The sequence below is a fragment of the Roseibium sp. genome (assembly GCF_965276855.1).
In the GTDB taxonomy this organism is placed as follows: Bacteria; Pseudomonadota; Alphaproteobacteria; order Rhizobiales; family Stappiaceae; genus Roseibium.
Window position 1 is genome coordinate 3,803,487 of the sequence record NZ_OZ255700.1, and the last position, 19,390, is coordinate 3,822,876.

General features: G+C 57.1%; 18 protein-coding genes. 10 read left to right on the top strand and 8 right to left on the bottom strand.

The genetic code is table 11. The features are described from left to right. The first annotated feature begins 25 nt into the window (after positions 1 to 25). The 6 genes from dctP (at position 26) to ACQY4Z_RS17555 (ending at position 4,856) form a co-directional block, all read left to right on the top strand. Positions 26 to 1,024 carry a TRAP transporter substrate-binding protein DctP gene (gene dctP, locus ACQY4Z_RS17530; RefSeq protein ID WP_428523383.1) on the top strand — a complete coding sequence of 333 codons (999 nt, stop codon included), beginning with the start codon at positions 26 to 28 and terminating at the stop codon, positions 1,022 to 1,024. A 61-nt stretch (positions 1,025 to 1,085) separates the two neighbouring features. Continuing rightward, a complete protein-coding gene (locus ACQY4Z_RS17535) occupies positions 1,086 to 2,186 on the top strand; it encodes an NAD(P)/FAD-dependent oxidoreductase (RefSeq protein WP_428523385.1) in 1,101 nt (366 codons plus the stop codon). Then, positions 2,161 to 2,469, top strand: coding sequence for a (2Fe-2S)-binding protein (locus ACQY4Z_RS17540; RefSeq protein ID WP_428523387.1), 309 nt, complete (start codon positions 2,161 to 2,163; stop codon positions 2,467 to 2,469). Before ACQY4Z_RS17535 ends, ACQY4Z_RS17540 begins: the two co-directional genes overlap by 26 nt. After that, positions 2,456 to 3,850 carry an NAD(P)/FAD-dependent oxidoreductase gene (locus ACQY4Z_RS17545; RefSeq protein ID WP_428523389.1) on the top strand — a complete coding sequence of 465 codons (1,395 nt, stop codon included), beginning with the start codon at positions 2,456 to 2,458 and terminating at the stop codon, positions 3,848 to 3,850. Before ACQY4Z_RS17540 ends, ACQY4Z_RS17545 begins: the two co-directional genes overlap by 14 nt. Before the next feature lie 9 nt (positions 3,851 to 3,859). Then, the gene (locus tag ACQY4Z_RS17550; RefSeq protein ID WP_428523391.1) at positions 3,860 to 4,198 is read left to right on the top strand and encodes a RidA family protein; all 339 of its coding nucleotides are present in this window, start codon (positions 3,860 to 3,862) and stop codon (positions 4,196 to 4,198) included. Positions 4,199 to 4,520: 322 nt separating this feature from the next. Continuing rightward, positions 4,521 to 4,856 carry an IclR family transcriptional regulator domain-containing protein gene (locus tag ACQY4Z_RS17555; protein WP_428523393.1) on the top strand — a complete coding sequence of 112 codons (336 nt, stop codon included), beginning with the start codon at positions 4,521 to 4,523 and terminating at the stop codon, positions 4,854 to 4,856. Between the two features lie 330 nt (positions 4,857 to 5,186). Here ACQY4Z_RS17555 and ACQY4Z_RS17560 read toward each other — a convergent pair whose 3' ends face one another. The 5 genes from ACQY4Z_RS17560 to ACQY4Z_RS17580 form a co-directional block, all read right to left on the bottom strand. Continuing rightward, entirely contained in the window at positions 5,187 to 5,921 is a 735-nt protein-coding gene (locus ACQY4Z_RS17560; RefSeq protein ID WP_428523395.1) for an alpha/beta fold hydrolase, read from the bottom strand. Then, positions 5,918 to 7,459 (bottom strand): ABC transporter permease subunit, encoded by a 1,542-nt coding sequence (locus ACQY4Z_RS17565; RefSeq protein WP_428523397.1) that lies wholly within the window; start codon positions 7,457 to 7,459, stop codon positions 5,918 to 5,920. Before ACQY4Z_RS17565 ends, ACQY4Z_RS17560 begins: the two co-directional genes overlap by 4 nt. Next, positions 7,456 to 8,511 (bottom strand): quaternary amine ABC transporter ATP-binding protein, encoded by a 1,056-nt coding sequence (locus tag ACQY4Z_RS17570; RefSeq protein WP_428523399.1) that lies wholly within the window; start codon positions 8,509 to 8,511, stop codon positions 7,456 to 7,458. Before ACQY4Z_RS17570 ends, ACQY4Z_RS17565 begins: the two co-directional genes overlap by 4 nt. Positions 8,512 to 8,605: 94 nt before the next feature. Next, the gene (locus ACQY4Z_RS17575) at positions 8,606 to 9,571 is read right to left on the bottom strand and encodes a glycine betaine ABC transporter substrate-binding protein (protein WP_133953293.1); all 966 of its coding nucleotides are present in this window, start codon (positions 9,569 to 9,571) and stop codon (positions 8,606 to 8,608) included. Between the two features lie 68 nt (positions 9,572 to 9,639). After that, the gene (locus ACQY4Z_RS17580) at positions 9,640 to 10,683 is read right to left on the bottom strand and encodes a D-cysteine desulfhydrase (RefSeq protein ID WP_428523402.1); all 1,044 of its coding nucleotides are present in this window, start codon (positions 10,681 to 10,683) and stop codon (positions 9,640 to 9,642) included. Positions 10,684 to 10,790: 107 nt separating this feature from the next. Here ACQY4Z_RS17580 and ACQY4Z_RS17585 point away from each other — a divergent pair, with 107 nt between their 5' ends. Then, entirely contained in the window at positions 10,791 to 11,726 is a 936-nt protein-coding gene (locus ACQY4Z_RS17585) for a LysR family transcriptional regulator (RefSeq protein ID WP_428523404.1), read from the top strand. Positions 11,727 to 11,868: 142 nt separating this feature from the next. On the opposite strand, the gene ACQY4Z_RS17590 is transcribed toward ACQY4Z_RS17585, so the two are convergent. Further along, complete coding sequence (locus ACQY4Z_RS17590) at positions 11,869 to 12,867, bottom strand: aldo/keto reductase (RefSeq protein WP_428523406.1); 999 nt, start codon at positions 12,865 to 12,867, stop codon at positions 11,869 to 11,871. Between the two features lie 86 nt (positions 12,868 to 12,953). Next, positions 12,954 to 14,117, bottom strand: coding sequence for a mandelate racemase/muconate lactonizing enzyme family protein (locus ACQY4Z_RS17595; RefSeq protein ID WP_428523408.1), 1,164 nt, complete (start codon positions 14,115 to 14,117; stop codon positions 12,954 to 12,956). Between the two features lie 148 nt (positions 14,118 to 14,265). Here ACQY4Z_RS17595 and ACQY4Z_RS17600 point away from each other — a divergent pair, with 148 nt between their 5' ends. The 3 genes from ACQY4Z_RS17600 to ACQY4Z_RS17610 all read left to right on the top strand — a co-directional run bounded on the left by ACQY4Z_RS17600 (position 14,266) and on the right by ACQY4Z_RS17610 (position 18,266). Beyond that, a complete protein-coding gene (locus ACQY4Z_RS17600) occupies positions 14,266 to 15,177 on the top strand; it encodes a hydroxyacid dehydrogenase (protein WP_428529599.1) in 912 nt (303 codons plus the stop codon). A gap of 107 nt (positions 15,178 to 15,284) precedes the next feature. Continuing rightward, complete coding sequence (locus ACQY4Z_RS17605; protein WP_428523410.1) at positions 15,285 to 16,235, top strand: Bug family tripartite tricarboxylate transporter substrate binding protein; 951 nt, start codon at positions 15,285 to 15,287, stop codon at positions 16,233 to 16,235. Positions 16,236 to 16,310: 75 nt separating this feature from the next. Further along, complete coding sequence (locus ACQY4Z_RS17610) at positions 16,311 to 18,266, top strand: tripartite tricarboxylate transporter permease (RefSeq protein ID WP_428523412.1); 1,956 nt, start codon at positions 16,311 to 16,313, stop codon at positions 18,264 to 18,266. Positions 18,267 to 18,489: 223 nt separating this feature from the next. Here ACQY4Z_RS17610 and ACQY4Z_RS17615 read toward each other — a convergent pair whose 3' ends face one another. Continuing rightward, entirely contained in the window at positions 18,490 to 19,365 is an 876-nt protein-coding gene (locus ACQY4Z_RS17615) for a LysR family transcriptional regulator (RefSeq protein WP_428523414.1), read from the bottom strand. Between the last annotated feature and the right edge of the window lie 25 nt (positions 19,366 to 19,390).

The window sequence follows — 19,390 nt, forward strand, 5'->3', positions numbered from 1 at the left end:
CAACTCGAATAGGAGGACTTCGAAAATGAAAACTGCATTCCTGACCACGGCCGCAGCCGCTATGATGGCACTTGGCACATACGCGCAGGCGCAGGATCTCAAAATGAGCCACGTGCGTCCGCAAGATACCACCATCGACATGGAACTGCGGGCCTTTTCGGACGCTGTCGCTGAGGCAACCGGCGGCGACGTGAGCGTTAACATCTTCCCTGCGTCCGCCTTGGGCGATTACACCACTGTGCAGGAACGCATCAGTGTCGGTGCCATCGACATGGCAACCCAGCCGGCCGCCACAGCCGCCGACCGCCGCATGCAGATCAGCTCGTTCCCGTATCTCGCCGGCAACTGGGAACAGGCCCGCGCGGTTTATGGCCCGGGCGGCGTGGTTCGCGAGGTTATGGATGGACTTTACGCCGAGCAGGACATCACCATGCTGGCGGCCTATCCGGTCTATTTCGGCGGCATCTCGCTGAATGTCGACAATCCGAACGCTGGCTCGGTCGAGCCCAACGGCATCAAGGTCCGCGTTCCCGGCATCAAGAGCTTCCAATTGACCGGCGAGGCGCTGGGCTACATTCCGGCTCCCATCCCGTTTTCGGAAGCCTTCACCGCCGTTCAGACCGGCGTTGTCGACGGCGTGATCGGCTCGGGCGCGGAAGGCTACTATGCCTCGTTCCGCGATGTGACGCGTACCTACATCCCCGCAAACACCCACTTCGAAGTTTGGTACATGATCATTTCCAACGAGAGCCTTGCGGAATTGTCGGAAGAGGATCAGGCCGCGCTCAAGGAGCAGGCCGCTGCCTTCGAAGAGACCCGCTGGGGCGTTGCGGAGGCTGATCAGACGCGCAACGAGCAGCGTCTTGTCAATGAACTGGACGCAACTGTCGTCGAACTGAGCGATGCCCAACTCGCCGCGATGGCACAGAAGGTGCGCACCGATGTCTGGCCTGCCGTGCTGGAAGATGTGGGTGCCGACTGGGGTCAGGCAATCCTCGACAAGGTCGCTTCAGCCAGCAAGTGATTACGGTCGGGGCAGGGCGGATCCTCCGTCCTGCCCCAGCCAACAACAGCGGAATGCTCGCATGGACACCGACTACACGATTATAGGCGGCGGCGTCGTCGGCCTCTCTGTTGCATGGGGCCTGCTCCGGCGTGGGCTGACAGTTACTGTTCTCGATGGTGACGACGGTTCGTTCCGGGCGAGCCGCGGCAATTTCGGTCTGGTCTGGGTCCAATCAAAGGGTATGAAACAGCCCCGCTATGCGCGCTGGTCGCAACAATCCGCGGCGATCTGGGCGGACTTCGCGGAAGAACTCGGCGCCAATACCGGGCAGGCAGTTCCGTTGGAGCAGAGGGGCGGTTACGATTTGCATTTCTCGGAAGAGACCTTGCAGGCGACTGTCGAGAAATATGAGATATTAAAGGCGCAGCTGGACGGCGATTATCCCTATGAGGTGCTCGGTCATAACGCGCTGCGTAAGGAAGAGCCGCATATCGGCCCCAAGGTGGTCGGCGCGATCCTGCATCACCAGGACGGCCATGCAAACCCTCTCATGCTTCTGAAAGCTCTGGCCGCCGATGTGCGCCGGCTTGGTGGCCGGGTGTTGACGGGCAAAACGGTCATCGATGTGACCAGGTCCGATGGATTTCGCGTCATCTGCGACGACGGGACCACCGTTGGGTCCGGCAAGGTGGTGCTTTCAGCCGGACTGGGCGCGACGCTGCTTGGCCCGAAATTGGGCTTCAAGGCGCCGGTCCGGCCGCAGCGCGGGCAGGTGCTTATTACTGAGAAACTGCCGAAAATCATCAACCGGCCATCGCTCATCGCGCGGCAGGTCGACGAAGGCGGCATCCAGATTGGCGCTACAAACGAAGAGGTTGGCCTCGATGACCGGGTAACGCAGCCCGGGCTGTCCGGTCTCGCCACCGAGGCCGTCGCAGCCTACCCCGCCCTGGCCAGAGCGCACCTGGTCCGCAGCTGGGGCGCGCTACGTGTGCTCTCGCCGGACGGATTGCCCATCTATCAGGAAAGCGCCGAGATGCCCGGCGCTTATCTGGTCACCTGTCATAGCGGCATCACGCTTGCTGCCGCTCACGCGCGAATCCTGCCCGATTGGCTTGAAGGGACTGGAGCAGCGCCGGATCTGGAGGTCTTCAGTGAAGCCCGCTTCGCCGTTTCTTGAACTTGACGAGAGCCCGCGGGTCGAGGTGACCTTCGACGGCGTGCCCCTCAGCCTGCCCGAAGGGGCAAACCTTGCCGCTGCGCTGCTCGCAGCCGGGGTTGGTACATTCCGGCACACACCGGCGTCGGGGGCGCCGCGCGCCCCTTTTTGCATGATGGGAGCCTGCTTCGATTGTCTCGTGGAGATCGATGGCGTTGTCAGGCAGGCCTGCATGATTGAGGTCAGGGGCGGCTTGCGGATCGCCCGGCCGCATGAGGCGGGAGGCGAGGATGCATCAGCGTGATCTTGTGATTATCGGTGCCGGCCCGGCCGGCATGGCCGCTGCGGCAGAAGCTGCTGCACTGGGTCTCAGCGTGACGGTTCTGGACGAGCAACCGCGCGCTGGTGGCCAGATCTATCGGGACGTCGACACGGTTGCGGAGCGCCGCGGAGATATCCTGGGCAAGGACTACACACACGGCGCGACGTTGACCGCGGGGCTGCGCGGCGAAGGCATCGAGCACCTGTGCGGCGCTGTCGTCTGGACGATCGAGGAAGGGTTCCGCGTTTCGTACACAAGAGACGGGCGCGCGGCGCAGCTTGTCGCCGGTCGGGTGCTTTTGGCAACAGGAGCGCTGGAACGGCCCATGCCCCTGCCGGGGTGGACCTTGCCAGGCGTCATGACAGCGGGAGCCGGGCAGATCCTGCTTAAGCAATCGGGCGTGCTGGCGCGTAACGCCGTGCTCGTGGGCTCTGGCCCGCTGCTCTATCTTATCGCGGCGCAAATGGTGCGCGCGGGCACACCGCCACGGGCAATGATCGAGACCCAGACCCAAGGTGATCGGCTCCGTGGCATGCGGCACATTGGCGGTGCCTTGCGTGGCTGGTCTTATCTGCTCAAGGGTATGAAGATGCTCTCCGAGATCGGGCGTGCGCGGGTTCCGCGGTACACTGGCGCGACGAGCATCGCGATCGAGGGAATTTGCAAGGCGGAAGCCGTGACTTTCACCAGCCAGGGCCGCACCCGCCGGATTGACTGTGAGACCGTCTTTCTACACCACGGGGTGGTGCCAAACACACAGGCTGCGCGGGCGTTGGGCGTTTCCCATTCTTGGAACGCGGCCCAAGGTTGTTTTGTCCCGGCTGTTGACGACTGGGGACACAGCGATGTCCAGGGCATCTACATCGCCGGGGACGGGGCGGGGATCGGCGGGGCCAGGGCGGCCGAGTTCACTGGAAGGTTGGCGGTGCTGAAGATCGCGGAAGAGACAGGCCGCCTGGCTCAGCCTGAGTGCAACAAGCGCGCTGCTCCTTTGCGGGCCGCACTGTCCCGTGAACTGGCCGCGCGGCCTTTTTTGGATGCGGCCTATCCGCCGTGCGCCGAGGCGCTTGCGCCTGAGGACAGCACGACGATCTGCCGGTGCGAAGAGGTTACCGCCGGACAGATCCGCGAATATGCGAAACTCGGCTGCCTCGGTCCCAACCAGACAAAAGCTTTCGGACGTCCGGGCATGGGACCTTGCCAGGGGCGCTATTGCGGGTTGACCGTGACGGCGTTACTAGCAGAGGCGAATGGCCAGACGCCGGATGAAACAGGCTACTACCGCATTCGCCCGCCGCTGAAACCGGTGACCCTCGGCGAATTGGCGGCAATGGAAACAACCGCGCACGATGCGGCGGAATAGGAGATAGACATGATTGAACGGTTCGATACCGGTCAGCGGATGAGCAAGATTGTCAAGCACAACGGCGTGGCCTATCTATGCGGGCAGGTGGGCGACGGGGAAACGGTGGCCGAACAGACCCGCGATTGCCTTTCACGCGTCGATGCCCTCTTGGAAAAGGCTGGGTCATCCCGCGAAAAGATGCTGCAAGTCGTGATCTGGCTCGCCGACATGTCCGATTTCGCCGAGATGAATGCCGTCTGGGACACATGGGTGCCCGAGGGGCATGCGCCAGCGCGTGCCTGTGGCGAGGCCAAATTGGCGCGCGCGGAGCTTAAGGTCGAAGTCATTGTGACAGCAGCCTATTGAACGGCGGGGCTTCGCAATCGGTTTGTCCGCTCGTCGCTCCGAAGAATGGGCAGCGCCCAATACATCCTTTGCTAAGCGGCAAAACGAGTGACGTGAGTGCAGACAATTGTGGCGCGAGGCACAGTCCTGATTCAACGGCAAACCTCAGAAAAGCCGGCTTGTCGATATCTGCGCCAATACTACCAAGGATGCCTAAGACGAACTGGATGAGGAAGGCGTTGACGGCATCTTTAAGGCTCCAGAGGAAGTGGTTGGTGTAGGCAAAGCTGGTGGTCGGGTCGCATCCTCTGCGGCCAGTGTCTTCCGTCGGAGATCTTTTCCTGTGAAGACAACTGCCAACGGCAAGGCGGCGCTGTCCCTTATGGAGGATGACTCCTTGGTGGCTCCGGCAAGCCCGGAGGTCAAACTTGCCGACGATGGAGCTCGCCCCCTCTCAGATTTTCTGAAGGAGATCGAGCAAATTCGCCAGACTTCGATCGCCTGGGACATCAACGAGCATACAGACGGTATCTCCGCTGCAGGATTTGCACTTAAAGATCCAATCGGTCAGATATACGCCGTTTCCGTGCCGGTCCCATCTCACCGTTTCATAACGATAAAAGACTGTCTCGTGGATTTGCTTCTTCAGGCACGCAAATCGATAGTGCTGCTGCTTTGAATTGGGGCGGAAGCAGAAATTGACCTCAGAAGGCAGACGCTTCGTTTGACTATCTGGATGTGCCCATTTTGAATCATTATGAGCGCTCGCGACGAGAGTTGATTGCGATTTCTGTCGTCGGTTTCAAGAAGTCAGGAAATCCAGATGGGAGCAACCACGGCTTTAGTGGCAGCCATTAGAAGACAAAAAGTCATCCAAGCTTCCGTGCAACGCTCGCCCTGCATGTGTGGGATTGCTCGTAAATCGTTGCGATGACCGGTCATCCCGCTTTTGAGAGAGCGCTACCAACCGGCCGAGTTTGCCGCCCTTAGTTATCTCTAAAAGTCTATTTCAACTCATTCCGGCGTTTTCAGAAATGAAACGCCTGACAAGGCAATTAAAGAGCTTGGGTTCCTCAAGATGAACAGCGTGCGCGCAGCCGGGAACAACAGCCAGACTGCTTTCGGGTACCGATTGCCAAAGGGTCTGTATTTGCGGCCAGGGATAAGTGCGGTCCTGATCACCCCAGATGATCAGCGTTGGGGCTCTTATGGAGCTTAGAAAATCAACTCCTGACCAGTCCCGCATGGCTTCAAGGCCTGCCTGGATCGCGTTGGGGCTGCTGCATTCGGCGATTGCCGCGCATGCGGGATAGGCATTGGCGTTTTCGCGGTGAAGGAACCAGGTTGCAGAAATCCGGCGCGCCGTTGCTTTGGCTCCGTCATCTTTTGCCCGTTGCATGGACGTTTCGATCGGCTCAAACCGGCCCGGCAATAGACCAAGGGCGCCGGTGCTGTAAAGCACCAACCGCGCGATGCGATCTGGTGCCTGCCGGATCATCTCCTGAACCACCATGCCTCCCATGGAATGCCCGAGCAGTAGAAATCGCTCGACGCCCTGGTCCCTCAGCTCGTTCAGAACCCAGCGCGCCAATTCCTCAATGGAGTTTATTGGGGTGAGGTGCGCGTTTTTGCCGAAGCCGGGAAGATCGACTGCGATCAACGGAACCGCGTTCTTCAACGGGGACTGCGGTTCCCATTGATCACTCCCGCCCATGAAACCATGGACAAGAACCAAAGGGATCATTTGCGGGCCCCTTGTACAATGCGGTCCAGGATCATGGCGCAAAATAGGATGGAGAAACCGGCCAAAATACCTTGGCCGACGTTTGCGTATTGCAACGCTTCCAGAACGTCTTCACCAAGACCCTTGGCGCCGATCAGAGATGCAACCACCACCATTGCCAGGGACAGCATGATCGTCTGGTTTATGCCAGCCCGGATCGAGGGGCTTGCCAAGGGAAGGTCCACTTTCGTCAGCAAGTACCACTTGTTGGCGCCAAAGGCGATCGCCGCCTCACGCACACTTTCCGGAACGCCGCGCAGACCCAGCACGGTCAAACGAACAACCGGCGTGCCGCCGAAGATCATGGTGGTGACGACGGCCGCCGGTTTGCCTGTTCCAAAGAAAGCGATAACCGGGATCATGAACACAAAGGCCGGCATGGTCTGCATGAAATCCATGATCGGCTGGATCACGGCATAAAACCGCGGCCGGCGCGCCGCGAACATCCCGAGCGGGATCCCGATCGCAATAGACAGGCAGGCCGCAGTGCCGAGCAAGGCCAGTGTGGTCATCGCCTTGTCCCAAAATCCGAGCAGGCCCATGTAGGCAAGGAACGCGCCGGACCAGATGGCGGTGCGGACGCCCGCTGTGAGCCATGTGAGGAGGATGATCAGGCTGGCGACAACAATCCAGGGAGTGCTGACAAAGACAAGTTCAAGGGTGTCAAGCAGTAGCCGGATACCATAGGTGATGGCGTCAAAGAGGGCCTCCCCGTTAGCAACACAAAAGGCAAAGAACCTTTCCACGGCATCAATGCTGACAAGGCGAATATCCGGGTCGGTCGGGAAGGCGGATAAAAGTGAAAAGCGATCCGGAAAACTGTAGTGCAGGACAGACGCCAGCACGATGACAAACATGAAGACAGCGCTGAACGCGATCTGCGAGCCGGGCATCCCGGACCGGATCGTACTGTCAGACAGCCATTCGGAAAATCTTGACTCCAATGCCGAGTTCGCGACCACGGCTTCGACGGCCTTCACCAGAATGAGAAGTACCACGCCAGCGAGGGCGATCCAGATCCCTTGATCTGCCAATGCCTGGGCCTCCGCCCGAATGCCGCCGATATTGGCTTCCAGAGATGCGACTGTACGCTGATAGACTTCGGCCTTGTCAGAACCGCTTTCGATCGCCGCAGCAAGCTGTTTGCGGCGCAGTTCCAGAGTGCCTTCGATAGAGGCGATCCGTGCCATCGCCTCGGCGGCAAGGTCTCCGAAGAGTCCCCGCGCGATTTGAACGATCGCAACCGTTTCAAGGATCAGAAAGGGCAGCGCCCAGGACCACAGCCCGCGAGCGCCAAACCAGACCGGGCCAAACAACCCTGCCATAAGGTTCAAGGTCGGGGTGAAGCGGGATCGGGCGCCGATCCGGTTGAAATTCTCTATGTAATAGTCAGGGTTGGTGCGAACGAACTTGGCAATGTTCTGTCGCCGTTCTTCATCGTAGATCCGGGCCGCTTCGGCTTCGGCATCTTCTATCGAGGTGTTGAGCTGATCCATCATGATACCTCTGTCCCCTCGATCACCGTCCGCAGAATGTCGGCTCGGGTGATTGCTCCAACAAGTGTGCCTTGGTCCTCAACCAGAATCGCATCGCCCGTATCGATAGCCATGTTGATCAGCGTACTGAGGGTCTCTCCCTCATCAACGCGCGGTGCGTCTTCCGGCACGGGCCCGTGATCGGCCTCGTACTCTGAGATTGGTCGCATCACCGCGTGCGCGCGGACCACTTTCAGCCTTGAAATGCCGGCGACAAAGTCGGCCACATAATCATCGGCCGGATGCATCACAATGTCCTCGGCTGTGCCCATTTGCACGACGCGGCCGTCCCGCATGATCGCAATTCGGTCCCCGATGCGCACGGCTTCATCCAAGTCATGGGTGATGAACACCGTCGTTTTCTTCAAGATCTTGCTCAGCCGGATGAATTCGTCTTGCAGTTGCCGCCGTATAAGTGGATCCAGGGCACTGAACGGCTCATCCATCAGAAGCACATCCGGATTTGCCGCCAGGGCCCGCGCCAGTCCTACCCGCTGTTGCATTCCTCCTGAGAGCTCATGGGCATATTTTGCGCCCCAGGCACCGAGCTCAACGATATCAAGAAAGGAAGCTGCCTGGCGCATCCGTTCGTTCTTTGAAACACCGCGGATTTCAAGCGGCATGGCAACATTATCGAGTACTGAGCGGTGCGGCATCAGGGCAAAGTTTTGAAACACCATGCCGATCTTCCTGTTACGGAACGACTGCAGGTCTGCCGGTCCAAGCCCAACGACATCTGTTCCCTCGATCAGTATTTTCCCATCGGTCGGTTCCAGAAGGCGATTGAAGTGCCGAACCAGGGTTGACTTGCCGCTGCCCGACAAACCCATGATGCAGAAAATCTCACCCCGATTGACCGACAGGCTGACATCCGCGACACCCACAACCGCGTTCCACCGATCCAAAACCTCGGCTTTGGATAATCCTTCATCGCGGACCGCAGACAGGGCGGCATCCGAGTTCGCGCCGAAGATTTTCCAGACATTGGAGATTTCAATGACGGTGTCGCCGTTCATATCTGGTCAGGTCCTGAATTGTTGACGCCAATTGCGATGCTAGAAAGCAGATGGTGCCGGCTCAGCCGACACCATGAATATCAAGTTTAGCGGTTCAAAGACCCAGCCACTCATCTACCCGGTCCGGGTTTGCCTCGACCCATTCCTTAGCAACTTCTGCTGGCTCCCGGCCCTTGCCGCTGATCTCATATGCGAAATTGCTGACATCATCGGCATTCAAGGAGAAGTTTGCAAAAAACTCGGCTATCGCCGGGGATCTGTCCGCCAGGGAGTTCGACCAGGCAATTTGGACCTTCTTCAAGGCATCTTTGGTGGCCACATTCGACTTGCTGAACCAGTCCGCGTCATCGGAGGGTTGAACCATGACATATTTCGCCGGGTCGTAAGCCGGCTCTGTCAGCATCTTAACGTCAAACATGTACCAGATGGCGTGTGGCTTATAGCAATAGAAAGCATAGCCTTCGCCCTTTGCAATGGAGTCCTTGACCCGTGCAGTCTTGACGCTCTCTTCTGCTCTGATTGGCTCGATGAAGTCCATCAGGCCATAGTCGCGCACCTTGACTTCATTCACATTCGCAGAAGCCCAGCCGGGCGCGCCGATCCACATTTCTCCCTTGCCGTTGCCATCACTGTCCATCATTGCTGCAACGTCTGGGCGGCCAAGGTCGGCAATATCCGTGATGTTGTTGGCCTCACCAAAATCCTTGGAAACGCAGAAGCCCTGATTGCCTTCGTAAGGGTTTGAAGAAAGGGTCACTGTTCCCGCTTCATCGACATATTTCTTGGTAAAGCTCTCCTGATTTGGCAGCCAGACATCCGGGTGAACGTCAATGTCTCCCTTGCCCTGGTCCATAGCCTGGAAAATGGTCGCATTGTTGCCTGGGACCATTTCAGCCTTACCGCCAATCCGCATCTCCACCACAGCGCCCAAAAGGTGCGCTATCGCTTGAGCTCCGGTCCAGCTCGGGACACCAATCTTTACTTCCTCGGCTGCAAATGCGGGCAGCGTCATGACGCTGATTGCCGTGGCCAACGTGATGCTTTTCAAACTCGTGTTCATGTTCAACTCCTCTGGTGAAAGGTGCCGGTACTTTGCGGCTTTTTGTTCATCGGGCTCCGGTTTCCCGGTTATCCCATACTCCCAAGTATTTGATCTTCATAGGCAAACAGGGATGTTGATCCTCCCGTATGCAAAAAAAGGACGTTGTCATCAGGCGAAAAGAAGCCCTGCCTGATGAGACCGATCAGGCCGGCCATGCCCTTGGCCGAATAGACCGGGTCCAGAAGGATCCCTTCCTGACGCGCGGTCAGGTGAATGGCTTCAAGGGTGGTTTCTGCTGGCAGGCCGTAGCCTTCTCCGACGTACCCATCGTCGACGAGGATTTTCTCTTTTTCGATGGAGGTGCCGCCCAGTTTTTCGAGTGTTTTTTCCGTTGTGGCATGCACGGCAGTGACTTGCCGCTCGTGTGGCTGGCGAACACTGATACCCATAACGGGGAGGTCGTATCCCAGAACGTGAAATCCTGCGACCAGTCCGGCTTGTGTGCCTGAGCTTCCCGTGCCCATGACCAGCCATTGAAAGGCTTGGCCCGTTTCTGCGCACTGGTCCGCGATTTCCTGGGCGCAGCTGGCATAACCCAGAGCGCCGATTGCATTCGATCCTCCACCGGGGATGAAGTAAGGTCGCCGACCTTTTGCACGCAGACGCTCCGTGACGGTCTCCGCTTCCGCGTTCATGTCAAGGCCGTCAGGGCGAAACTCGTAGGTGACGCCAAACAGCTTATCGAGAAAGACATTACCTGTCTCCTCGTAGTCGGGATCCCGGTCTGGGACACGGCGCTCCAAAAGAACGTGGCAATCCAAGCCCAATCGGCACGCGGCGGCAGCGGTTTGGCGGACATGATTGGATTGAACGGCACCTTGAGTAACGACCATATCGGCGTTTATACGGAGAGCATCTCCCATCAAGAATTCGAGCTTGCGGGTTTTGTTGCCCCCTGTTGCAAGTCCGGTGCAATCATCGCGTTTGATGAACAGTTTAGGCCCATTCAGATGAGCCGTCAGGCGTGGCATTTCCTCGATCGGCGTTGGTTGGTGGCATAGGCTGATGCGTGGAAACGGCTCAAAATCAATACGTGGCTTGGTCTTGAAATTTATTGTTGCAACGGACATTGGCTCGACCTGCTTAGTTTTTCCTCACGACCAAGAATGAGGCAATAAAAAGTGGTCGTCCAATTTTATGGTTGCATTACATTATGCAATTTTTGCATGATCCCGGTATGGATCTCTATCTTTTCCGGGACCTTCTTCGCCTGAGCCAGACCGGTAACTTCTCCCAGGCCGCGCAACTGTGTAATCTGAGTCAGTCAGCATTCAGCCGACGCATTCGTTCGCTTGAAGCCTGGGTTGGCGTGACATTGGTCGATAGATCCCGTCAGCCTGTACGCCTAACACCGGCTGGCTTGCAAATGCTGGAAGCGGGCACACAGGCGCTGGACCGGGTCGAGCACGAACGGAGCCAGTTGCTTGAGGCCCAGTCCTTGCCTGACAAGTATGTGGTGACTTTCGGCGCCCAGCATTCTATCGGATGGCGGTTTTATCCTACTTGGCTGCAGAGTTTTGAGGAAACCTATGGTCCTATCATGTCACGCCTTCGGGCGGACGATTTGCCAAACTGCCTGCGGGATCTGCAAAATGGCGATGTCGATTTTGTAATCGCTTATGAGAGTGCGCACGTCCGCTATTGTGACACTGGCCGCCGAATGGCACGCAGCAACGCACTGCCGCTTGAGACCCTTAAAATCGGTCAGGACACGTTGATCCCAGTGTCGAAGCCGACGCCTGACGGTGCCCCGCTCTTCGATCTGAATTCAGGCCTTTTCGAATTGCCGTTTCTACGCTTTGGTGATGAGGCGCCAATCGGGCAGCATCTTGGGTCTTTGTTCCAGCAAGAAAAAATCCAGGACCGTTTGCGAGTCGTTTATGAAAACGCCATGGCCGGGGCATTAAGGATCCGCGCGCGCGACGGGATGGGGGTCGCCTGGTTGCCTGAAACCCTTGTCGCGCAGGATATTCGGTCCGGAGCACTGGTGCAGACTGGGCGACCTGAATGGTCTGTTCCATTGGAAATCACGTTGTTCCGGAACGACAAGCACACCAATCGACTGACCCGCTCAATATGGTCTTTTTTGGAGACGCGACATCCGATTATGTAGTGGCCGCTTGCCGCTACTTCTTATGTCTACAGAACAGCACTCTCAGCTTATTGTTTTGCCGACGGCGGCAAGCTCCGACTGCCATGCCTATGTAACTCTGACCTCCATCAGATTTTTAGGCATTTGCCGAAGCTGTCCTTCTTCAACAATATCGTTCTGGTCCGATCCATTGGGCATCTGAATAGCGATCGCCATGGGCCCATCCAACTGGGAGAACGGTTTCGATACGGTCCAGATCAGCTGCGGAGAGGATGAGGGATGCCCCGGATATGCATTCCTTTAAGTGATCCACTGATCGTGTGCCCGGGATCGGGATAACATGCGGTCCGCGTGTCAAAAGCCAGGCATTGGCCAGCCCGGCCGCAGTTGTGCCCATCTCAGCTGCGAGGTTCTGAAAACCCTCCAAGATCCTGAGATTTTCTGTCAGGTTCGGCTCCATAAAACGCGGATTGCCGGCAAGAAATGGCAGATCTGGAATGCGGTCGCTTGGGATCGGGTTGTCCGTCAGCAGCGAACGGCCAACCGGAGAAAAAGCCACCATGGCCACCCCGAGTTCGGCACAGGTTTGAACCAGCCCTAAGTCTGGAAACCGGGTCGAGAGGGAATATTCCGACTGAACAGCTGCAATGGGAAAGGCTTTCATAGCGCGCCGCAGGGTCGATGGTGCCACTTCCGACAAGCCGATTGCGCGGGCTTTGCCCCTTTCCACCAGCCGGCCAAGATTGGCAGCCGTTTCTTCCGGGCTGAAGCGCGGATCGCGGCGATGGGCGTAGAACAGGTCCACATACTCAAGACCGAGCCGCTTAAGAGACTTGTCCAGTTCACTTTCCAGGTGCTCTGCCGAGTTGTCGAAACTCCGGTTCCCATCTGGATCGCGGGTGATGCTGGCTTTTGTTGCGATAACAAACTCGTCCCGGCTACCGGGATTGGCTTTCAGATAAGTGCCAATCGCCGTTTCCGATTTTCCCATGCCGTAGACATTTGCGGTGTCCAGGTGAGTTACACCAAGGTCACGGCAGGCGTTGAGAATGGCGTGGCTTTCTCTTTCATTCGTTGGTCCGTACATGTCGGAGAACGACATGGCTCCAAAACCGATTGCGCCTATTTCCGGCCCATTGGCCCCCAGTTTCCGTTTTTCCACTTTGCCCTATCCCCACTCGAAACCCCGACTTGGCCTTTTTAAGCGCTTGTCTTGAAAGATCAAAGATCTGGATCTTGGTAATGGGCTCATTCAGCGAGCTCCCGCATAACCGTGATCAAATCTGACTTGCCCTCAAATCCGATGCCGGGCAGGTCGGGCATGACGATATGCCCATCAATCACATCAACTCCGTCTGGAAATCCGCCATAGGGCTGAAAGAGATCCGGATAGCTCTCGTTGCCGCCAAGACCCAGCCCTGCCGCGATGTTCAGCGACATCTGATGTCCGCCATGGGGGATGCATCGCGCCGGCGACCAGCCGTGCTCCTGCAATACGTCGAGCGTGCGAAGATATTCCACGAGGCCATAGGACAACGCGCAATCGAATTGCAGCCAGTCACGGTCTGGGCGCATGCCGCCATACCGCAACAAGTTGCGAGCATCCTGGTGGGAGAACAGGTTCTCTCCGGTTGCCATCGGTGCTGGGTAAAACTCGGTCATTGCCGCTTGAAGCTGGTAGTCCAAAGGATCTCCGATCTCTTCAAACCAGAATAGCGGGTAACGCCGTAGCATCTTGGCGTAGGCAATCGCCGTTTCCAGATCGAACCGGCCGTTCGCATCTACGGCGAGTTTGGCATCGCCTTCAATCTCGTTGAGTACGGATTCGATCCGGCGTTGGTCTTCTTCAATCGATGCACCGCCGATCTTCATTTTTACGACGGTATAACCCCGATCAACGTAGCTGCGCATTTCCGCTCGCAACGCGGCATCATCCTTTCCGGGATAGTAGTATCCACCCGCTGCATAAACGAAGACCTTTGGATCGGCTTGACGTCCATTTTGGTCTGCAAGCAAGCGGAACAGCGGCTTGTCCTCGATCTTTGCAACCGCGTCCCAAACCGCCATGTCGATCGTGCCAACAGCAACAGATCGTTCTCCATGGCCTCCAGGCTTTTCATTTTGCATCATCGTTCCCCAGATGGCGTGAGGATCGAAGTTGGTGCCAGTTTGGTCGAGAAGTTGTTTTGGCTCAGCCTCAAGAATGCGGTTGCGGAAACGCTCGCGGATAAGCCCGCCCTGCCCATAGCGGCCATTTGAATTGAAACCGTACCCGACGACGCGCCTGCCATTCCGTTCGACATCTGTAATGACGGCGACAAGGCTCGCGGTCATTTTGCTGAAATCAATGTAAGCATTTCTGATCGGCGAAGAGATTGGCTTGGTCACTTCCCGGATATCGACGATGCGCAATTGAGATCTCCCTGTCCTTGAATATGCGGGTGACCTGGCTGGTCTGGCCTTGGTCGCCTCGGATGTATCGGCTTATATGGGTCGGTCGCCAATGCGGGGGATGAGGAGGGAAGCGCAATTGGAAAAAAAAGTTGTTGTTTCAGAGTTCATGGATGAAGCCGCCCTTCAGAAATTCGGGCCTGCATTCCAAGTGTTCTATGATCCGTCGTTGGTTGATGATGAAGAAAGGCTGTTTCAGAAACTCGCCGATGCAGATGCATTGATCGTGCGGAACCGGACGCAGGTCAGCGGTCGCCTCCTGGATGCCGCGCCAAAATTGCAGGTGATTGGTCGGCTGGGCGTGGGGCTGGAGAACATCGACCTTAGGGAGTGCACCAAAAGGGGTGTCAGTGTCAGACCCGCGACCGGTGCCAACACGCAATCAGTCGTGGAGTATGTTTTTGGGGCTATGCTGTTTTTGCGGCGCGGTGCCTTCACCTCAAATCAGCAAATGCTGGATGGGAATTGGCCTCGCACTGCACTTGGTGGGGGCGGTGAAGTCCAGGGGCTGACGCTCGGCCTCGTTGGGTTTGGTGAAATTGCTCAGGCAGTGGCTCAGGTTGGGCGTGCATTCGGCATGAACATCATCGCCTTCGATCCTTACCTTGCCGATACGGACCCTGCGTGGACACACGTCCAATCCTGCGATCTTGAGAACCTTCTCGCAAGAGCAGACGTCGTGTCCCTGCACGTTCCGTTGACCCCTGCCACGGCTGGGCTGATTGGTGCGAGTGAGCTCTCAAAGATGAAGTCCAGTGCGTTGCTCATCAACGCGGCGCGAGGTGAAATTGTAGACGAACACGCGGTAGCGACCGCACTAAAGGCGGGGCGGTTGGCTGGGGCCGCAATAGATGTATTTGCACAGGAGCCCCTCGACGGTGCCGCAGCCGACGTCTTCAAGGACTGTCCAAATCTCATTCTGACACCGCATATTGCCGGTGTTACGAGGCAGGCGAATGTGCGTGTCAGCCAGGTGACTGTAGAAAATGTATTGAAAGCCTTAACCGAAGAAGGAGCATGATTTTTTCCGGCTCCCTTACGTAAAAACACGTGACGGGAGCGATGTTGAATGCCTAAGATCAAAAAAAAGATCAAAAATACATGCATTTCAACAGGGAGGAAATAAGCATGAAACTTAAGTCTGCCTTATTGGCGGCGACATTGGCGGTGTTCGCCGGCGCTGCATCTGCGGAAGAATTTCCAAGCGGAAGTGTCGATTACATCGTTCCGTTTGGCCCGGGTGGAGAATCCGACATAACCGCGCGTTTCCAGCAGCCCTTCTTTGAGAAGCTCTACGGCGAACAAATGGTTGTCAATTACCAGCCAGGTGGCGGTGGCGCCGTTGGCTGGTCGCAACTGAACAACATGGCTGGCGACGGATCCGTCATTATGGGGATCAACCTTCCCCATATCATTATCAAGCCAAAACAAGGTGACGTCGGGTTTCAAACAGAGGACCTGGCAGCAGTTTATATGTTCCACTACACGCCGGATGCCATCGTGGTTACGGCGGACAGCCCGTACATGACGCTTCAGGACCTGATTGATGATGCCAAGGCCAACCCGAAGCAGGTCATTTTTTCCGGCTCAGGTAAAGGGACAGCCAATCACCTGGCGCAAGTTCAGTTTGATGAGATGGCCGGCATTGAGAGCACATATGTCTCGTTTAAAGGAACGGGCGCGTCTGTAACGGCTCTCCTCGGCAAGCAGGTGAAGGCGGCTTGGGGGTACACCACCGTTGGCGCGGCGCAGGGAGACAAGGTCCGCCTTCTGGCTGTTGCGATGGAAGACCGCCACCCGGCGTTTCCTGATGTCCCGACCTTTCGCGAGCTGGGCTACGACATGGTGTCCGGTGCCTACCGCGGCATAGCTGTGCCGAACTCTGCTTCTGAAGAGGTCCGGACGCAGGTGTCTGATGCCATCAAGGCCATTAACGCAGATCCGGACTTCCAAAAACAGATGCTTGATGGCGGCTTTGCGCTCGTGGACGTTGGCTACGGGGCTGATATGGACGCCTTCATTTCCGATAAGGCCGAAGGGTATCTGAACGCGGCACGTTCGGCTGGCATTATCGATTGATAATACTGATGAAGGCGCTATTTGCGCCTTCATCCTCACACCTGTGACGTTCCGCGTCTCTCCCGGGAGGAATTCATGCTCGAGTTTATCATCGGTGCTTTGTCACCGCTGAACCTGCTGCTTGCCCTGTTGGGTGTGGCTGCGGGAACGATCATTGGTTCCATTCCAGGATTGACTGCAACCATGGCAGTCGCCGTGCTTGTGCCGCTGACATTCACAATGTCTGCGGACAGCGCTCTCATTCTCATGGGGGCGATTTATACCGGGGCGATCTACGGCGGCGCTTATGCCGCCATCTTGTTGAACACGCCCGGAACACCGTCGGCAATTGCGACCACCTTCGACGGCTATCCAATGGCCAAACGGGGTGATGGCGATCTCGCCGTGTCAGTCGCATGTATCTCGTCGGTGATCGGCGGGCTCGTCGGTGCTTTGGCGCTCTTGTTTCTGGCGCCGCCGTTGGCCGAAGCCGCCTTGGCATTCGGCCCTGTGGAGTATTTCTGGCTGGCGGTCTTTGGTCTTTCGCTGATTGCAGCGCTGTCGACAGGGGATTTTTTGAAAGGCGTGATCGGAGCCTGCTTCGGGCTGTTGCTCGCCATGATCGGAATTTCAGAAACGAGTGCGGAGGTTCGTTTCACATTTGGGTCAAATGTGCTTCTGGGCGGAGTTGAGACAGTATCGGCCCTGATTGGTCTCTACTGCATACCAGTGCTCATCGATTTGGTTGCGACGCCGGACAGGCACCTCAAGGCACCTGAGCAAACACGGGGTTTCCGGCTCCCAGAAGCATTTGGCCTTCTTTTGAAGAACAAAATCAATGTGATGCGCAGCTCTGTCATTGGCACGATGGTTGGAGCGCTTCCAGGGGCAGGTGGCTCGATCGCGGGCCTGGTTGCGTATTCAGAAGCACGGCGCACCAATAAGGGCAAACCGCCCTATGGCGAGGGCAATCCGGGCGGGATCGTTGCGACGGAATCGGCCAACAATGCCACGGTTGGCGGTGGCTTCATTCCGACCCTGGTCTTGGGCATCCCGGGGACCCCACCGGATGCGGTTATCTTGGGGGCGTTGCTGGTTCAAGGTGTGCGGACGGGGCCAAGCCTCTTCGCTGACGGTGCCAATATCGTTTACACCTTCATCTTCGGCCTTTTGCTCGCAACAGTTTTGATGTTGCCCGTCGGACTGATGATCGGCCGTTTCGCTTACGGGGCCATCGTGCGTGCGCCGAAAGCTGCACTCGTTCCAATCGTCGCCTTCATGACGGTGATTGGCACGTTCGCGATCCGCAACAGCTTGTCCGATATTGCGATTATGATTGTGCTTGGCATTGTCGGCTGGGTTGCCGGCAAGCGTGGGTTTTCCGTCTCACCGATCGTTCTTGGATTGATCCTTGGCCGGATTGCTGAGCAGGGCTTTGTCCAGAGCTGGACGATCGGCGACGCGATTGGAAATCTTTGGGGACAATTCTTTGGGCGGCCGCTGTCAATGGCCATCATTGCACTGACACTTCTGACCTTCTTCTATCCGTTCTTGCCGCGTTTGAAACAACTCGTTTCCAAAAGCACCGTGACGCCCACAGATGAACGCGAACGCGCGCCAAAACCCGCTATCCTCAGAGATTTGCTTGGGCTGCTGATTGCCGGTGGTATTGCGCTGCTGGCTCTGCAGCAATCGGCCGGTCTGAACCCTGAAGCTGCCGTCTTTCCGAGGACGATTGCCATGGCAATGACTGTCATGGTCGGCCTGGCCCTTTTAAGGTTGGTATTCACCCGGCATGTAACCGAGTTTGCGGTGGAAGGGTCATGGGTCCGCATGACAGCGCTGCCGTTGGTGATGCTGGGCGCTGTCTTCTTGTTTCCGCTTCTCGGGTTTGGCGCAACAGCAGTTCTCCTGGGTCTCGTTTTGACCGTAGTTGCACAGCATGACCGGTTTTCAGGGAAGAACTGGGCAATCCTGCTCCTGAGCGTGACCGGAGTAATTGTCGCCTGCACACTGCTTTTTAGCGAAGTTCTGTCTGTGCCTTTGCCGTAAGTGTCATTCCGGTTGCAGGGGGCGTCTCGTGGATCGCGTTGTGTTGAGGCTGTCCAAGAGTCTTGCCGGGACGAGTGTGGCTCCACCGCAATCGCCAAAACGCTTGTTGTTTACTGGCTGATGACAAAAGACCATGAGGAGCCGCAAGGTCGCTCCCGAACTGCGTGCGAGATCAGCCGCGCCAGTTTGATTTGAAAGCTCAATACCCGTGCTCTTGGGGTGCTCAGCCTTTGAATTGCTTTTGAGCTGATTTGCCGCTGGATATCGTATTTGAAAGCCACCTTCGAAATGTATCTGCGTCTTCTGATGAGGGATCGGTTTCGATGAAATACGCCTCATTCGCCCCTATGGTCATTGTACTGACCGGGACAACCATCCCGGATTGAACGGCGTGCCGAGCTAGGGTTTCGTTTACAAGACACATGCCGTTGCCGTTGCTGGCAAGATCCAGAGCTGCGCCGTAGGAATCCACATAAATGGACGGGTCGGCACAGCCCATGCCGGTTGCTGTCCTCCACTCAGACCAACCACCTGAAATCCCAACCGTGTCGATGACCGGACACGTATCTAATGATGTGATCAGTTGGCTTGGCGCGAGGGCAATCAGTTTGCCGCTGCCAAGGAGCGCTGCAGTTGGTCCGGCCTGCTTCCGCGAGCCAAAACTGATGACGACATCCGCAAGAGAGCGACTGAATTCGTCTGGCCAAATGGCTCCGATAAATCGCAATGCTATGTCCGGATATGCCGCACGAAAGGAAGGGAGCGCAGGGCCAATCACCCATTGAAGCACACTGACGGAAACGGAGACCGTCAGAAGCTTCTTCGGTTTATCAGGCACGAACGATCGTGTGGCCGCTGTCAAAGTGTCCAAAGCCGCATCGACTTGTGGGAGCAACCGCCGTCCGTCATCAGTAAGGGCCAACCCCCTGGCTTTCCTCTCGAACAACGGTACACCCAGTTTGGTTTCCAGGGCCTTGATCTGTTGGCTGACAGCGGACTGGGTCATGCCGATTTCGTCTGCAGCTGCCGTGAAGCTCAGATGCCGGGCCGAAGCTTCAAACGCACGAAACCAGTTCAGGGGAGGCAGTGCTGAGGTCATGTATAACACATCCATTAGTGGAACT

Bases quoted from the DNA above. Each gene is read 5' to 3' on its own strand.
- dctP (WP_428523383.1), top strand. From the start codon at position 26: ATGAAAACTGCATTCCTGACCACGGCCGCAGCCGCTATGATGGCACTT.
- ACQY4Z_RS17570 (WP_428523399.1), bottom strand. From the start codon at position 8,511: ATGAACGGCGACACCGTCATTGAAATCTCCAATGTCTGGAAAATCTTC.
- ACQY4Z_RS17565 (WP_428523397.1), bottom strand. From the start codon at position 7,459: ATGATGGATCAGCTCAACACCTCGATAGAAGATGCCGAAGCCGAAGCG.
- ACQY4Z_RS17600 (WP_428529599.1), top strand. From the start codon at position 14,266: ATGGATGAAGCCGCCCTTCAGAAATTCGGGCCTGCATTCCAAGTGTTC.
- ACQY4Z_RS17615 (WP_428523414.1), bottom strand. From the start codon at position 19,365: ATGACCTCAGCACTGCCTCCCCTGAACTGGTTTCGTGCGTTTGAAGCT.
- ACQY4Z_RS17580 (WP_428523402.1), bottom strand. From the start codon at position 10,683: ATGTCCGTTGCAACAATAAATTTCAAGACCAAGCCACGTATTGATTTT.
- ACQY4Z_RS17545 (WP_428523389.1), top strand. From the start codon at position 2,456: ATGCATCAGCGTGATCTTGTGATTATCGGTGCCGGCCCGGCCGGCATG.
- ACQY4Z_RS17535 (WP_428523385.1), top strand. From the start codon at position 1,086: ATGGACACCGACTACACGATTATAGGCGGCGGCGTCGTCGGCCTCTCT.
- ACQY4Z_RS17550 (WP_428523391.1), top strand. From the start codon at position 3,860: ATGATTGAACGGTTCGATACCGGTCAGCGGATGAGCAAGATTGTCAAG.
- ACQY4Z_RS17585 (WP_428523404.1), top strand. From the start codon at position 10,791: ATGGATCTCTATCTTTTCCGGGACCTTCTTCGCCTGAGCCAGACCGGT.
- ACQY4Z_RS17610 (WP_428523412.1), top strand. From the start codon at position 16,311: ATGCTCGAGTTTATCATCGGTGCTTTGTCACCGCTGAACCTGCTGCTT.
- ACQY4Z_RS17575 (WP_133953293.1), bottom strand. From the start codon at position 9,571: ATGAACACGAGTTTGAAAAGCATCACGTTGGCCACGGCAATCAGCGTC.
- ACQY4Z_RS17560 (WP_428523395.1), bottom strand. From the start codon at position 5,921: ATGATCCCTTTGGTTCTTGTCCATGGTTTCATGGGCGGGAGTGATCAA.
- ACQY4Z_RS17605 (WP_428523410.1), top strand. From the start codon at position 15,285: ATGAAACTTAAGTCTGCCTTATTGGCGGCGACATTGGCGGTGTTCGCC.